This is a genomic window from Actinacidiphila glaucinigra, from assembly GCF_035918135.1.
GTDB lineage: Bacteria > Actinomycetota > Actinomycetes > Streptomycetales > Streptomycetaceae > Actinacidiphila > Actinacidiphila glaucinigra.
Genome location: NZ_CP109144.1, coordinates 5,115,129 through 5,129,265, shown reverse-complemented (window position 1 = coordinate 5,129,265; position 14,137 = coordinate 5,115,129). Strand labels below are relative to the sequence as shown.

General features: G+C 73.3%; 14 protein-coding genes. 5 read left to right on the top strand and 9 right to left on the bottom strand.

Annotated features, from left to right (window positions below):
- Positions 1 to 192: 192 nt before the first annotated feature.
- The 3 genes from OIE69_RS23045 to OIE69_RS23035 are packed head-to-tail and all read right to left on the bottom strand — an operon-like array spanning position 193 to position 1,627.
- Positions 193 to 732, bottom strand: a complete 540-nt coding sequence (locus OIE69_RS23045) for a GNAT family N-acetyltransferase (protein WP_326575149.1) — start codon at positions 730 to 732, stop codon at positions 193 to 195.
- 20 nt (positions 733 to 752) lie between these two features.
- Complete coding sequence (locus OIE69_RS23040) at positions 753 to 1,178, bottom strand: Zn-ribbon domain-containing OB-fold protein (RefSeq protein WP_326575147.1); 426 nt, start codon at positions 1,176 to 1,178, stop codon at positions 753 to 755.
- Positions 1,175 to 1,627, bottom strand: coding sequence for a DoxX family protein (locus OIE69_RS23035; RefSeq protein ID WP_326575145.1), 453 nt, complete (start codon positions 1,625 to 1,627; stop codon positions 1,175 to 1,177). Before OIE69_RS23035 ends, OIE69_RS23040 begins: the two co-directional genes overlap by 4 nt.
- A gap of 133 nt (positions 1,628 to 1,760) precedes the next feature.
- Here OIE69_RS23035 and OIE69_RS23030 point away from each other — a divergent pair, with 133 nt between their 5' ends.
- The 3 genes from OIE69_RS23030 (at position 1,761) to OIE69_RS23020 (ending at position 6,258) form a co-directional block, all read left to right on the top strand.
- Complete coding sequence (locus tag OIE69_RS23030; protein WP_326575143.1) at positions 1,761 to 2,954, top strand: flavin-containing monooxygenase; 1,194 nt, start codon at positions 1,761 to 1,763, stop codon at positions 2,952 to 2,954.
- Between the two features lie 270 nt (positions 2,955 to 3,224).
- Complete coding sequence (locus tag OIE69_RS23025; protein WP_326575141.1) at positions 3,225 to 5,429, top strand: acetate--CoA ligase family protein; 2,205 nt, start codon at positions 3,225 to 3,227, stop codon at positions 5,427 to 5,429.
- Complete coding sequence (locus OIE69_RS23020) at positions 5,422 to 6,258, top strand: enoyl-CoA hydratase/isomerase family protein (RefSeq protein WP_326575139.1); 837 nt, start codon at positions 5,422 to 5,424, stop codon at positions 6,256 to 6,258. The genes OIE69_RS23025 and OIE69_RS23020 overlap by 8 nt, the downstream gene beginning before the upstream one ends.
- A 420-nt stretch (positions 6,259 to 6,678) precedes the next feature.
- On the opposite strand, the gene OIE69_RS23015 is transcribed toward OIE69_RS23020, so the two are convergent.
- Positions 6,679 to 6,879 (bottom strand): hypothetical protein, encoded by a 201-nt coding sequence (locus OIE69_RS23015; RefSeq protein WP_326575137.1) that lies wholly within the window; start codon positions 6,877 to 6,879, stop codon positions 6,679 to 6,681.
- Positions 6,880 to 6,963: 84 nt separating this feature from the next.
- On the opposite strand from OIE69_RS23015, the gene OIE69_RS23010 reads away from it, so the two are divergent.
- A complete protein-coding gene (locus OIE69_RS23010) occupies positions 6,964 to 7,581 on the top strand; it encodes a flavin reductase family protein (protein WP_326575135.1) in 618 nt (205 codons plus the stop codon).
- Positions 7,582 to 7,601: 20 nt separating this feature from the next.
- Here the strand turns inward: OIE69_RS23010 and OIE69_RS23005 are convergent, their stop codons facing one another.
- Both OIE69_RS23005 and OIE69_RS23000 read right to left on the bottom strand, forming a co-directional pair.
- Positions 7,602 to 7,928: a hypothetical protein gene (locus OIE69_RS23005; RefSeq protein ID WP_326575133.1), complete on the bottom strand. Its 327-nt coding sequence runs from the start codon at positions 7,926 to 7,928 to the stop codon at positions 7,602 to 7,604.
- A gap of 88 nt (positions 7,929 to 8,016) precedes the next feature.
- Positions 8,017 to 9,351, bottom strand: coding sequence for an MFS transporter (locus OIE69_RS23000; RefSeq protein WP_326575131.1), 1,335 nt, complete (start codon positions 9,349 to 9,351; stop codon positions 8,017 to 8,019).
- A 70-nt stretch (positions 9,352 to 9,421) separates the two neighbouring features.
- On the opposite strand from OIE69_RS23000, the gene OIE69_RS22995 reads away from it, so the two are divergent.
- Positions 9,422 to 10,447 (top strand): GlxA family transcriptional regulator, encoded by a 1,026-nt coding sequence (locus tag OIE69_RS22995; protein ID WP_326575129.1) that lies wholly within the window; start codon positions 9,422 to 9,424, stop codon positions 10,445 to 10,447.
- Between the two features lie 6 nt (positions 10,448 to 10,453).
- On the opposite strand, the gene OIE69_RS22990 is transcribed toward OIE69_RS22995, so the two are convergent.
- The 3 genes from OIE69_RS22990 to OIE69_RS22980 are packed head-to-tail and all read right to left on the bottom strand — an operon-like array spanning position 10,454 to position 14,111.
- A complete protein-coding gene (locus OIE69_RS22990; RefSeq protein ID WP_326575127.1) occupies positions 10,454 to 11,503 on the bottom strand; it encodes a Zn-dependent alcohol dehydrogenase in 1,050 nt (349 codons plus the stop codon).
- A complete protein-coding gene (locus OIE69_RS22985) occupies positions 11,503 to 12,969 on the bottom strand; it encodes an aldehyde dehydrogenase family protein (RefSeq protein ID WP_326575125.1) in 1,467 nt (488 codons plus the stop codon). The genes OIE69_RS22990 and OIE69_RS22985 overlap by 1 nt, the downstream gene beginning before the upstream one ends.
- A complete protein-coding gene (locus tag OIE69_RS22980) occupies positions 12,966 to 14,111 on the bottom strand; it encodes an acyl-CoA dehydrogenase family protein (protein WP_326575123.1) in 1,146 nt (381 codons plus the stop codon). The genes OIE69_RS22985 and OIE69_RS22980 overlap by 4 nt, the downstream gene beginning before the upstream one ends.
- Positions 14,112 to 14,137: the final 26 nt, after the last annotated feature.

Below are 14,137 nucleotides of genomic sequence, written 5' to 3'. Positions count from 1 at the left end.
GTACTTCGTGCGGCACGCGTGCGGCCGCTGTGCGGCGCGCGGACGCACCGGAGTACGGGTCCGCGGCGCGCGAGGGGCGGATCGCACCCTAGCCAACCCGCCCACCGCGATCGGGAAAGCATATGTCCCGATCGGCACAAGATTCCCCCAAGGCACGGCAAATCTCCGCGCCGAGCGGCTGCCGGGGGTGGGTCAGGGACGCGGGTCGGTCGCGAGACGGCTGTGCAGATGGACGTCCCGCAGGACGCCGGACAGGTCGACCACCGCCTCGCGCAGTACGCCTTCGAGGACGTAACCGCAGCGCCGCGCGACACCGCAGGAGGGCTCGTTGCCGACGGCGTGGCCCAGTTCCAGCCGGTGCAGCCCCAGATCGCGGAAGGCCCACCGGGTCACCGTCTCCAGCGCGCGGGTGGCGACGCCGCGTCCACGGGCCTCGGGGAGCATCCAGTAGCTGACGCGTGCGCCGCGCATGGCGTGGTCGATCATCCCTATCCCGGTCTGGCCGAGCACGACACCGGCCTCGGTGACGGCGAACGACGCGAGGTCGCCGACCGCCCAGCCGTCCCGCCTGCGGCGCAGGAAGCCGCGCGCCCCGTCCTCGTCGGGTTCGGGGGCGTGCGCGGTGTTCCAGCGGCGGAAGTCCGGGTCGCCGAGGCCGCGCAGTGCCGCGTCCAGGTCGCCGGGCGTCTCCTCCCACGGTCTGAGCAGCAGTCCGTACGCTTCCAACTCCACCGGCCTCAGCACCACCTCATTCAAGCAAAGGGGGCCGTCGGGGCCGGGCGGAAGACGGGGATCGCGATCTCGGCGCCCTCGGCCGCGGGACGGAAGCAGACGCGCAGGTCCATGCCGACGCGCAGCGCGTCGTGGGCGCAGCCGACGACCTCCGTCATCATGCGCGGCCCCTCGGAGAGGTCGACGACGGCGGCGACGTAGGGGACCCGTCCGGCGAAGGGCCGGAGGTCGTTGGCGTGCACCACGGACCAGGTGTAGAGGGCGGCGCGGCCGGCGGCCTGCTCCCAGACGACCTCCTCGCCCCAGCAGCGGGGGCAGAACTCCCGGGGGTAGTGGTGGGCGGCACCGCAGCCCGCGGCGAGACAGCGGCGGATCAGCAGCCGGCCCTCGGCGGCGGCCCGCCAGTAGGTGCGTGTGAAGGCGTCGGGCTCGGGCAGGCCGGTCACAGGAAGAGCCCCCAGAGGCTGTCCAGGGACCAGGTCTGCCAGCCCATGGCGAAGAGGAGGACGACGGACGCGAGGATCATCATCGCGTTCTGCCCCTGCTCGGCCCAGTCGTGGATCATGAGGACGAGGTAGAGCAGATTGAGGACGATGCCTCCGGCCAGGGCTATCGGGGTCAGCAGGCCTGCGACGAGACCGAGGCCGACGGCGAGTTCGGCGCAGACGACGACGTAGGCCATCACCTTGGGACGGGGCGCCACGACCGCGGAGAAGCCGCCCTGGACGAAGTTCCAGCGGTGCTTGGCGGCGACGGCGGCGGCCCAGGCGATGCCCGTACCCCGCTCGAACCAGCCCTTCTTGTCCTTGTGCCGCCAGCTCTCCAGCCACCACAGCCCGAGGCCGATGCGCAGCACGGCGAGCCATTCGGCGCCGGTCAGCCAGATCGTCTGCATCGCGTGCCTCCTGTGGGCAAAATATGTGACGGTACGTCAGTTGACCGGATGCGGTCGCACCTTCGCAAGGTGCCGGGGCGAAAGCGCGCTACCTTCCGGTAGTGACCCTCACCCCGCAGGCACGGGAGCAGCCATGACCGACACCTCGGCATCCGCCGGTACCTCCGCATCCGCCGCCACCCCCATACCGAGCACGGCCGCGCCGGACGCCATCGTCGTCGGTGCCGGCCCCGGCGGACTCGCCGTCGCGGCGTCGCTGCGGCACCGGGGTGTACGCACCCTGGTCGTCGAACGGTCGGACGCGGTGGGCGCCTCCTGGCGCGGCCACTACGACAGGCTGCGGCTGCACACGACCAGACGCCTGTCCGCGCTCCCGGGCCTCGGGATCCCCCGGGCGTACGGCCGCTGGGTGGGCCGCGACGACGTCGTGCGCTACCTGGAGCAGTACGCCGAGTTCCACGAGCTGGACGTCGCCACCGGCATAGAGGTGGGGCGGATCGAGCCCGCCGAGGACCCGGCCGCGGGGTGGGTGCTGCCGGCCACCGGCGGCCGCCGGCTGACCGCGCGGAGCGTCGTCGTCGCCACCGGCTACAACCACTCGCCGCACCTGCCGGACTGGCCCGGGCGCGACACCTTCGACGGCGAGCTGCTGCATGCCTCGCGCTACCGCAACGGCCGGCCCTATGAGGGCCGGGACGTCCTGGTCGTCGGCGTGGGCAACACCGGTGCCGAGATCGCCGTCGACCTCGCCGAGTCCGGCGCGGCCCGCGTCCGGCTGGCGGTGCGGACACCCCCGCACATCATGCGCCGCTCCACCGCCGGGTGGCCCGCACAGCGCACCGGGATCATGGTCCGCCGCCTCCCGACGAAGCTGGTCGACGGGATCGCCCCGTACGTGGAGCGCATCTCCGTGCCGGACCTGTCCGCGCACGGACTGCCCCGCCCGGCCAACGGGCTCTACTCGCGGGTGCGGGAGGGGTCCATCCCCGTCCAGGACGTCGGCATCATCGACGCCGTCCGGTCGGGGAAGGTCGAGCCCGTGGCCGCCGTCGAGGGCTTCGACGGGGCCGAGGTGCTGCTGGCCGACGGCACGCGGATCACCCCGGACGCGGTGGTCGCGGCCACCGGCTACCAGCGCGGCCTGGAACCGCTCGTAGGTCATCTCGGCGTCCTGGACGAGCGGGGACGGCCCGTGACGCACGGCCGCCGCAGCCCCAAGAACGCTCCGGGTCTCTACTTCACCGGCTTCACCAATCCGATCAGCGGCATGATCCGTGAAATGGCCATCGACGCGCGCCGGATCGCCAAAGCGGTGGCGCGGCGGTAGCCGACGCGGCGCGGTGGGTACCGAGGTGGTGCCGACGAGCGCCCGCGGCACCCCGCACAACGCCTCCGCACCACCTCCGCGCACCCCCGCAAGGCTCCCGCACCACCCCGCTCCGGCGGACCGGCCGGCCCTCCCCCCCTCAGCCGGCCGGGCCGCCTTCTCGCGGGGCGCACAGGTTTCTCGCATCCTCCCCGTTCCTGACGGATCGTCAGTTAAGTAATCTGACATTGCGTCAGCTCTCTGGTCCTTCGAGCAGGACGGGCGAGACACATGCTTGGTTCGACCTTCAGCACGCGCGGCACCGATCCCGCGGCGGACGCCGGCGGCCAGGGCCGCCGCACGGACGACGTGGACGTCAGCGGGCGTCCGCTGCACCCCTGCGTGCCCGACCTCGACCGCTTCTTCCGGCCCGACTCCCTGGCGGTCGTCGGCGCCTCCGACGCCGAGGGCCGCCCCAACACCGGCATCACCCGGCAACTGGTCACCTGGGCCGAGCGGGTCGGCGCCCGGCTCCACCCGGTCAATCCCGGCCGCGCGAGCGTGTTCGGCCTGCCCTGTCACGCCTCCGTCGCGGATCTCCCCGAGCCGGTGGACCTCGCCGTCCTGCTCGTCGCCGACCCCCTCCCCGTCCTCGAACAGCTCGGGGCCAAGGCGCGGTTCGCGGTCGTCTTCGCCTCCGGTTTCGCCGAGACAGGGGAGGCGGGCGCCGCCGCCCAGGAACGGCTCGGCCGCGCCGTCGCGGGCAGCGGGCTGCGACTGCTGGGGCCGAACACCAACCTGAACGCCTTCCAGGCGTTCCGCGAGGACCTGCCCGGACCGGCGATCGCCCTGATCACCCAGTCCGGCCACCAGGGCCGCCCGGTCTACGCCCTGCAGGAGCTCGGCATCCGGCTCAGCCACTGGGCGCCGACGGGCAACGAGGCCGATCTGGAGACCGCCGACTTCCTCTCCTACTTCGCCGGGCGAACCGAGGTGGGAGCCATCGCGATCTACGCCGAAGGCCTCAAGGACGGCCGCTCGTTCACCCTCGCCGCCGACCGCGCGGCCCGCAACAAGGTGCCGGTGGTCATGGTCAAGGTGGGCCGCACCGAAACCGGCACCCGCGCGGCCGCCACCCACACCGGCAAGCTCACCGGCTCCGACACGGTCGCCGACGCGGCCTTCCGCCAGTTCGGCGTGATCCGCGTCGACGGCCTGGACGAACTCCAGGACACCGCAGCCCTGCTGGCTCGTGCCCGGCCACCGCTCGCCGAGGGCGTGGCCGTCTACTCGATCTCCGGCGGCACCGGAGCGCACTTCGCCGATCTGGCCACCGCCGCCGGGCTGCCGCTGCCCACCCTCCCGGAGGCGAAGCAGGCCGAACTCCACCAGTGGATACCGGAGTACCTGAACGTCTCCAACCCCGTGGACAGCGGGGGCCATCCCGTCGGCGACTGGCGCGGCAGGAAGATCATCGACGCGATCCTCGCCGATCCCGCCGTCGGCGTCCTCGTGTGCCCGATCACCGGCCCCTTCCCGCCCATGAGCGACCGGCTCGCCCGGGACCTCGCCGAGGCCGCCGAGGCCACCGACAAGCTGGTGTGCGTGATCTGGGGCTCCCCCGTGGGCACCGAGGAGGCCTACCGGATCACCCTGCTGGGCTCCTCCCGGGTCGCCACCTTCCGTACCTTCGGCAACTGCGTGTCCGCCGTGCGGGCCTGGCTGGACCACCACCGCTTCACCGCCGGCTACCGCTCCCCCTTCGACGACGCGCCACGCACGCCCTCCTCCTCCGCCCGCAAGGCGCGCGCACTGCTGCACCCCGGCCGCCGGCTGAGCGAGCACGCCGCGAAGCAGCTGCTGCGGGCGTACGGCATCCGCGTCCCGCGCGAGCAACTGGTCACCAGCGCGGCGGGCGCCGTCCGGGCGGCCGCGCAGGTCGGCTACCCCGTGGTGATGAAGGCGTCCGCCGACCGGCTCGCGCACAAGACCGAACTCGGTCTGGTGAGGATCGGCCTCACCTCCGCCAGCCAGGTGCGCGACGCCTACCGCGAACTGGCCGACATCGCCCGCTACGAGAGCCTGGAGCTCGACGGCGTCCTCGTCTGCCAGATGGTGGAGCGCGGTGTGGAGATGGTCGTCGGCATCAGCCAGGACCCGCTCTTCGGGCCCACCGTCACCGCCGGCCTCGGCGGGGTCCTCGTGGAGGTCCTGCGGGACACGGCCGTCCGCGTACCGCCCTTCGACGCCGGGACCGCGCGGGACATGCTGCGGGAACTGCGCGGCTCCCGGCTGCTCGACGGGGTCCGCGGAGCGCCCCCCGCGGACACGGACGCGCTCGTCGACGTCATCCTGCGCGTGCAGCGCATGGCGCTGGAACTCGGCGACGGCCTCTCCGAACTCGACATCAATCCGCTGATGGTGCTGCCGCGCGGGCAGGGCGCCTGCGCCCTCGACGCACTCGCCGTCTGCCGTCAGGAGAACACGCATGACTGACTCCCCCCGTGGAGTGGTTACGGAGCGTGACGGCTCCGTGGAATCCGTTGTACTCCACGTCACCGACAACGGGGTCTCCCGGCTCACCCTCAACCGCCCTCACGCGATGAACGCCATCACCCCTGACCTGCGAGAACGCCTCATCGAGAAATTTCTGGAGGCTTCCGCGGACCCGGCCGTCCGGGCCGTCGTCCTGACCGGCTCCGGCCGCCGGGCCTTCTGCGCGGGGGCGGACCTGCGCGGCGGTCCGGCCGGTGCGGACCGGGTCGCGGGCGACGTCGCGCGGATGATCCGGTCCGGGGCCCAACGCCTCGTCTCCGCCGTCCTCGACTGCGAGAAGCCCGTGATCGCTGCCGTGAACGGCACCGCCGCCGGTCTCGGCGCCCATCTCGCCCTCGCCTGCGACCTCGTGCTGGCCGCCGACACGGCGAAGTTCATCGAGGTCTTCGTCCGCCGCGGCCTCGTCCCCGACGGCGCAGGCGCATATCTGCTGCCCCGCCTGGTCGGCCCGCACCGCGCGAAGGAACTCCTGCTGCTCGGCGACGACCTGCCCGCCGCCTCCGCCGAACGCCTCGGGCTGGTCAACCGCGTCGTCCCCGCCGACGACCTCGACACGGCGGCCCGCGCCCTCGCCGAACGCCTGGCCGCCGGCCCCACCCGCGCCCTGGCCCTGACCAAGCAACTCGTCAACGCGTCCCTGGACTCCGACCGCGCGACGGCCTTCGCCGCCGAGGCGGCCGCGCAGGAGCAGAACATGACCACCGCCGACGCCCAGGAGGGACTGCGCGCCTTCCTCGAACGCCGCCCGCCGGAGTTCCGCGGGCGGTGACGCCCCGGAGGCTCACTCCACGGACGCCCCGGGCGGCGGCCGGTACTCCTCCGGCAGGCCGGTGCCGTACGCCAGCAGGCCGCCCGCGAAGACGACTCCGATCAACGCGACCGCCACGACGGAGATCTGGAACGCGACCTGCCGCTGACGCGCTCACCCGGTCCTGCCCTCCGGGTCCCGGCGCCCCGCGTAGAACGAGGTCACCGGCACCGGCGCCGCGCCGGCACCCGCGACGCAGAGCCACACGGGCAGTCACGGGCCGCCGAGCCACACCACCGGCACCGCGAGAACGGCGGCCGTCGCGGCCTCCGCCGCCAGCAGGCAGAGCCGGCGGGGGCGCCCGCTACGCGCCGCGAGCCTCAGCCCGAGGACCGTCGCCGGCAGGGCGTGGAGAAGGGAGGCGGCAGGCCCAGAGGGGGATCAGACCGGCGGCAGCAGACAGAGGGCGAACGGCTCGTCGAACGCGCGGTCCGCCTTCAGGGACGGAATGACGACCATGTGGACCGTTGCCGCGACCACCGCCACCGCGCAGTACGTCGACGCCGCCGCCGCACGTCCGGCATCGCCCCACGGGTCGACCACGGGCCGCACCGGGGACCCCCACCCTGCACCCCGTCCCATGACCGCCACGGTACGCCCGGCACCCGTCCGTCCTCCGCACGACCCTTCACTTCTGACGGCCCGTCAGTTTCAATGAGAGGCGTGATGGGACAAGCAGGCATGGCGGTCGCCGTCGTCCGCTACCTCCGGTCCGTCGGGTCGGTGACGACGGCAGGGCGGGTGGACCCGCTGCCACGGCCGGAACTGCGGGCCGTGCGGCCGGACGAGCGCGCCCCGGTGGACCCGGCGGAGTTCCGCAAAGTGCTGGGGAACTTCGCGAGCGGCGTGACGGTGATCTCGGCGCCCGGGGACGACGCGGAGGGCGGGCCCGCCGGGTTCGCCTGCCAGTCGTTCGCGTCGCTGTCGCTCGATCCGCCGCTGGTCGTGTTCATGGTGGCCCGTACGTCCACCAGCTGGCCGCGCATCGCGCGGGCCGGGGTGTTCTGCGTGAACGTCCTCGGCGCGGGGCAGCAGGGGCTGTGCCGCTCCTTCGCCGTCAGCGGCGGGGACAAGTTCGCGGGCGTGGAGTGGGATCCGGCACCGGCGACGGGCTCGCCCCGGCTGCGCGGCGTGCCCGCCTGGATCGACTGCGTGATCCACGCCGTGCACACCGGCGGCGACCACCTCGTCGTCATCGGCCGGGTCCGCGAGCTCGGTTGCGCCGCGGAAGGCAGTGAGCCCCTGCTCTTCCACCGCGGCGGTTTCGGCCGGCTCACGCCCTGACCGCGGCCCCCGTACGCGCCTCAGCCCGCGAACCCCGGCGCCTGGTGCGGCGCCCACCAACTGGTCAGCGCCCAGATCCCGAGGGCGGCCACGGCCACCGCCACCAGGGCCGCGAGCCCGGGGCGGCGCGACCCGCGCAGCGTGAGCAGCCAGAAGGCGAGCGGCACCAAGGCGCCGCCCGCGGCCACGAGCGGAAGGTCGACGTAAAGGACGCTCAAGTCCCGGCGCTGTCCCTCGAAGCCGCCCTCGACGTTGACCCTGGCGAGCGGTGCCCAGGCCAGCAGCGCGGACGCGGCGCCCAGGCCCGCCACAAAGAGGCCGGTAAGGCCTTTGGTCGCTTCCCTCACACCCGGGACGGACGCCCCGCCGCCCCACCGCGGTTCCCGCGCCGCCGCCAGTGCGGGCGCGGGGCCCGGCGGCGCCGGGGCCGGCCGGCTATGCCGCGAGCGGGAGCGCCCCGGAGCCCGGGGTCGCCCGCCGCCGGATCGCCAGCGACATGAGCGCGGCCAGCGCGCACAGGGCCCCGGAGGAGTACCAGACCACGTTGTAGGAGCCGAAGGTGTCGCGCGCCACGCCGCCGAGGAACGCCACCAGGGCGGCGCCCACCTGGTGGGAGGCGAGCACCCAGCCGAAGACGATGGCGCTGTCGGCGCCGTAGTACTCGCGGCACAGGGCGATGGTGGGCGGCACGGTGGCGACCCAGTCCAGGCCGTAGAAGACGATGAACAGCACCATGGGCGGGTGGACGGAGTCGCCCAGGAGCACCGGCAGGAACATCAGCGACAGCCCGCGCAGCCCGTAGTAGGTGGCCAGCAGCCGCCGCGGGCTGAAGCGGTCGGTGAACCAGCCCGAGGCGACGGTGCCCGCGATGTCGAAGACGCCGATCACGGCGAGCAGCGAGGCGGCGGCCGTCACCGGCATCCCGTGGTCGTGTGCCGCGGGCACGAAGTGCGTCTTGACCAGGCCGTTCGTCGAGGCACCGCAGATCGCGAAGGTTCCCGCCAGGAGCCAGAACGGGCCGCCGCGGGCCGCGTTGGCCAACGCCTTGACAGCGCGCGTCGCCGCTCCCGTCACCGGCGGCGGCTTCGGCACGAACTCCTTGGCGCCGTACGGGGCCACGCCCACGTCGGCCGGGTGGTCCCGCAGCAGCAGGTAGACCAGGGGTGCGACGACGACCGCCGCGCCCGTGACGGTGAGCGTCGCGGCGCGCCAGCCCGCGTGCTCGATGATGACGGAGAGCAGGGGGAGGAAGATCAGCTGTCCCGCCGCTCCGGCCGCGGTCAGGATGCCCGTGACCAGGCCGCGCCGGTCCTCGAACCAGCGGTTGGTGACGGTGGTCGCGAAGGCCAGGGCCATGGAGCCGCTGCCCAGTCCGACGAGCACACCCCACAGGACCACGAGCTGCCAGCTCGCGGTCATGAAGACGGTCAGGCCGGCGCCGGTCGCGATGGTGAGGAGCGCGGCGGCCACGACCCGGCGGATGCCGAAGCGGTCCATCAGCGCGGCGGCGAACGGCGCCGTCACACCGTAGAGCGCGAGGTTGACCGAGACCGCCAGGCCGATCATGCCCCGCGACCAGCCGAACTCGCCGTTCAGCGGTTCGATGAGCAGTCCGGGCAGGGAGGCGAAGCCTGCGGCGCCGATGAGCGTGACGAAGGCGGCGGCCGCCACCGACCACGCGCGGTGGACACGGGTCGTGCGGAGCGGCCGGGAATCGTCGGGGACCCCGTCGGGCAGGGTCTGCGCGGGAAGCTCGGGAGTCTGCGTCACCAGATCAGCATCCGGCATCGTTTTTCACGGAACGAGTGGCCGGATGGCCAGGTTGTGCAAGGATCGGGCCATGCCCGCATCCATGGAGACGCCTTCGCGGAACGCCGATCCCGGCACACGGGTGCGCCACCGGGTCGCCGTCCTGGTGCAGCACGGGGTGATCCCTTTCGAAGTCGGCATCCCGCACCGCATCTTCGGCGGCGCGAGGGACTCCGACGGGGCCGATCTGTACGAGGTGGTGACGTGCTCCCCCCACGGTCCCGGGCCGGTGCGCGCCGAGGCCGACTTCCAGATCCACGTCGTGCACGGCCCCGAGGTGCTGGAGACCGCCGACACCGTCATCGTCCCGGCCGCCCACGAGCGTTCCGTCGCACACACGGAGGGCCGCCTGCCCGAGGAGATGGCGGCCGCCTTCGCCCGCATCCGCCCGGGGGCCCGGATCGTCTCCATCTGCACCGGCTCGTACTTCCTCGCCGCGGCCGGCTACCTGGACGGCCTGCGTGCCACCACGCACTGGTCGAGCACGGACCACTTCCAGAGGCTCTTCCCGCAGGTGCGGGTCGAGCCGGACGTCCTGTACATCGACAACGGCGCCATCCTCACCTCCGCGGGCGTCGGCTCGGGCGTCGACCTGTGCCTGCACCTCGTACGCCGTGACCACGGCATCGCCGTGGCCAACGCCAGCGCACGCCGTACGGTCGTACCGCCGCACCGAGAGGGCGGTCAGGCCCAGTACATCCAGCGGCCCGTCCCCCAGCCCCAGCAGGCCGCCACGGCCGCGGCGCGCTCCTGGGCGCTGGACCGGCTCGACCAGCCGCTGACACTGCGCGAGCTTGCCGAGTGCGAGGCGATGAGCGTGCGCACCTTCACCCGCCGTTTCCGGGAGGAAGTGGGCACCAGTCCCGGGCAGTGGCTGACGCAGCAGCGCGTCGAGCGTGCCCGGCACCTGCTGGAGTCCAGCGACCTGTCGGTCGACCAGGTCGCCCGGCAGGCCGGGTTCGGCACGGCGGCCTCCATGCGGCAGCACCTGCAGGCCGTCATCGGCGTCTCGCCCAGCGCCTACCGGCGCACCTTCCGGGCGACGGCGGTGTTCTGAGGCGCCTCAGAAGGTCAGCACACCCCTCGCCACACGGCCGCCCCGGGCGTCCTCCACCGCCTTGGCGAAGTCCTCCACCGGGTAGGTGCGGGTGACGAGTTCGTCCAGCAGGAGCCGTCCCTGCCGGTACAGGTCTGCGTAGAGCGCGATGTCGCGCTGCGGCCGTGACGAGCCGTAGCGGCAGCCCAGGATGGACTTGTCGAGGTACATGGAGGACACCAGGAAGGACGCCTCGGCATCGGCCGGCGGCACACCCAGCAGGACGGCCTGGCCATGGCGGTCCAGGAGGTCCACGGCCTGGCGGATGAGCCCGACGTGGCCGACGCATTCGAAGACGTGGTCGGCGCCGGCGGGCAGGAGCGCGCGCACCGCCTCCGCCGTGTCCACGAACTCGGTGGCGCCGAACAGCCGGGCGGGTTCCTCCTTCGCCGGGTTGGTGTCGACCGCGACGATCCGGGAGGCACCCGCGATGCGCGCGCCCTGCAACACGTTCAGGCCGATGCCCCCGGTGCCGATGACCACGACCGTGTCGCCGCGGTCGACGCGGGCACGGTTGAGGGCGGCGCCGACCCCGGTCAGCACGCCGCAGCCGATGAGCGCGGCGGAGGTGAGGGGAATGCCCTCCGGGAGAGGGACGGCCTGGACGGCCTTGACGACGGTCCGTTCGGCGAAGGCCGAGTTGGAGGCGAAGTTGAACAGCGGCTCGCCCTCGCGGCTGAAGGGCCGGCCGGGACGGCCGATCGCCTTGCGGCACATCGTCGGGCGGCCCCGGTCGCAGTCCGGGCAGGTGCCGCAGTTGGCGAGGGTGGACAGGGCCACGTGGTCGCCGGGCGCGACGTGCGAGACGCCCGCGCCGGTCGCCTCGACGACGCCCGCCCCCTCGTGACCGAGCACGACCGGGACGGGGAAGGGAATGACGCCGTCGATGACGGACAGGTCGCTGTGGCACAGCCCCGCCGCGTGGATGCGGACCAGCACCTCGCCGGGGCCCGGGTCACGGACCTCCAGGTCGTCCACGACCGAGGGCTGCTTCCCGTCGAAGATCACACCTCTCATCACCACACCACCGCCTGGAGTTCGCTGTAGGCGTGCAGTCCGAAGGAGCCGCCGTCGCGGCCGATCCCGCTGTGCTTGAACCCTCCGAAGGGCGTCTCGGGATGACGCTGCACGGTGTTGATGCCGACGTTGCCGCTGCGCAGCCGGGCGGCCAGGGCCCACGCACGCGCGGTGTCGCTGCCGAAGACGTAGTCGTACAGGCCGTACGGGGTGCCGTTGGCGATCTCGACGGCCTCGTCCTCGCTGTCGTACGGGAGAGCGGCCACGACCGGGCCGAAGATCTCCTCCTGGGCGACCGCCATGCCGGGAGTGACGTCCGCGAGGAGTGTGGGGGCCACGTAGTAGCCGGGCTTGAGGTCGGGGCGCGCACCGCCGGTGACGACGCGGGCGCCCTGCTCCCGGGCGCCCGCGACGTACGCCTCGACGCGGTCGCGCTGGGCGGCGGTGATCAGCGGGCCGACGACGGTGGAGTTATCCACAGGGTCCCCGACGGTCAGCGAACGGGCGTACTGTTCAAGGGCGGTGATCACCTGCTCGTACCGCCCGCGGGGGATGAGCACACGGGTCGGCGCCGTACAGATCTGACCTGAATGGAATGCCCATGTCGAACCGACAGCAGATATCGCCGATCTGAGGACGCCCGGGGCGGCGTCCTCCAGGATGATCGCCGCACCCTTGCCGCCCAGTTCCATCAGGGTCCGCTTCATCGACGCGCCCGCGGCGCGGGCGATCGCCTGCCCGACCGCCGTCGAGCCGGTGAAGCTGATCATGTCGACGCCGGGGTGCGCGACCAGTGCCTCGCCGGCCGCGGCGCCCGAGCCGGTGATGACGTTGAACACCCCGTCGGGCAGGCCCGCCTCCCGCATGATCCCGCCCAGCAGCAGGCAGGTCAGCGGGTCCTGGGGCGCGGGCTTGGCCACGACGGTGTTGCCCACGGCCAGGGCGGGTGCGACCTTGCCGGCCAGATTGACCAGGGGGAAGTTGTAGGAGGTGATACAGGCGACGACGCCCACCGGACGCCGTGCCGCCGCCGCGTTGACCAGCCCGCCCGGGGCGAGCGGCGAGGCCTTCACGGGCTGCGGTGCGAAGGGGATCGTGTCCGGTTCCAGCGCGCCCCGCGCATAGCGCCGGAAGCGGTCCACCGCCGTGGGAATCTGCATGCTCGACGCGACACGGATCGTCGCTCCCGTCTCCTGCTGGAGCAGCGGTACGAGATCCGCCGACCGCGAGGCGAGGACGTCCGCGATCCGCTCCAGGATCGCGGCGCGCTCCGCCGGGCTCGTACGGGACCAGCCCTCGTACGCCTCCCGGGCGGCGCGCACCGCGGCGTCCACGTCCGCCGGGCCCGCTTCGGGGGCGTGCCCGACGGTCTCCTCCGTGGCCGGATTGACAACTGGATAGTGGGCTCCGGCCGGTTGGTGCCACCGGCCGGCGATCCAATGGCCGTACGTCCCGTCGCTGTTCATCCGCGAGGCTCCTTCGGGAGGCCGAGCACCCGCTCGGCGATGATCGTGCGCTGGATCTCGTCCGAGCCGCCGTAGAGGGTGTCGGCACGGCTGAACAGGAACATGCGCTGGGCCTGGTCGAGTTCGTAGGGCCGCTCCGGCTCCCACGGTGTGGGGCCGGTGGCGGCGGGGGCGCCGCGGACGGCGACGGCCAGTTCGCCGAGCCGCTGGTGCCAGCCGCCCCACAGCAGCTTGGCGACACTCGGGGCGGCCGGGTCGGCGGTGCCCAGCGTGCGCAGGGCGTTCCAGCGCATGGTGCGCAACTCGGCCCACTGGCGCACCAGCCGGTCCCGCAGCACGGGGTCTGCCGCCGCCCCGGTGGTGACGGCGTGGTCGACGACCTGGCGCAGTTCGCGTTCGAAGCCGATCTGCTGGACGAGGGTGGAGACCCCGCGCTCGAAGCCCAGGAGGGACATGGCGACCTGCCAGCCGTCGCCCTCCCCGCCGACGACGTGAGCGGCGTCGGCGCGGGCCCCGTCGAAGAAGACCTCGTTGAACTCGGCCGTCCCGGTCAGCTGGCGGATGGGGCGCACCTCGACCCTGCCGGGCTGGTCCATGGAGACGAGCAGGAAGCTCAGTCCGTGGTGGCGGCGCGAGTCGGGGTCGGTACGGGCCAGGACGAAGCACCAGTCTGCGGTCCGCGCCAGGGAGGTCCAGATCTTCTGGCCCGTCACGCGGTAGCAGGGGCCCTCGGCGTCGTGGTCCCGGGCGGCCGCGGTGCGGACACCGGCGAGGTCGGAGCCCGCTCCGGGCTCGCTGTACCCCTGGCACCACAGCTCCTCACCGCGGGCGACCGGCGGCAGGAAGCGGTCGCGCTGGACGGGGGTGCCGTGCGCCTCCAGGGTGGGGGCCAGCAGGTTCTCGCCGATGTGCCCGGACCGGGCGGGTGCCTCGGCGCGGGCGTACTCCTCGCCCCAGGCGACCTGCTGGGCAAGGGTGGCACGCCGGTTGCCGTACTCTCCGCGCCAGCCGAGCCCGATCCATCCGGCGGCTCCGAGTTCCCGCTCCCACTCCCGGCCGGGTGTGCGGCCCGGGTGCGCGCTCAGCCACGCCCGCGCCTCCGCGCGGAAGGCCTCCGTCTCCGGGCCGAAGGTGAAGTCCATGGTCCGCCCTCTCCTCGGTGCGGGGC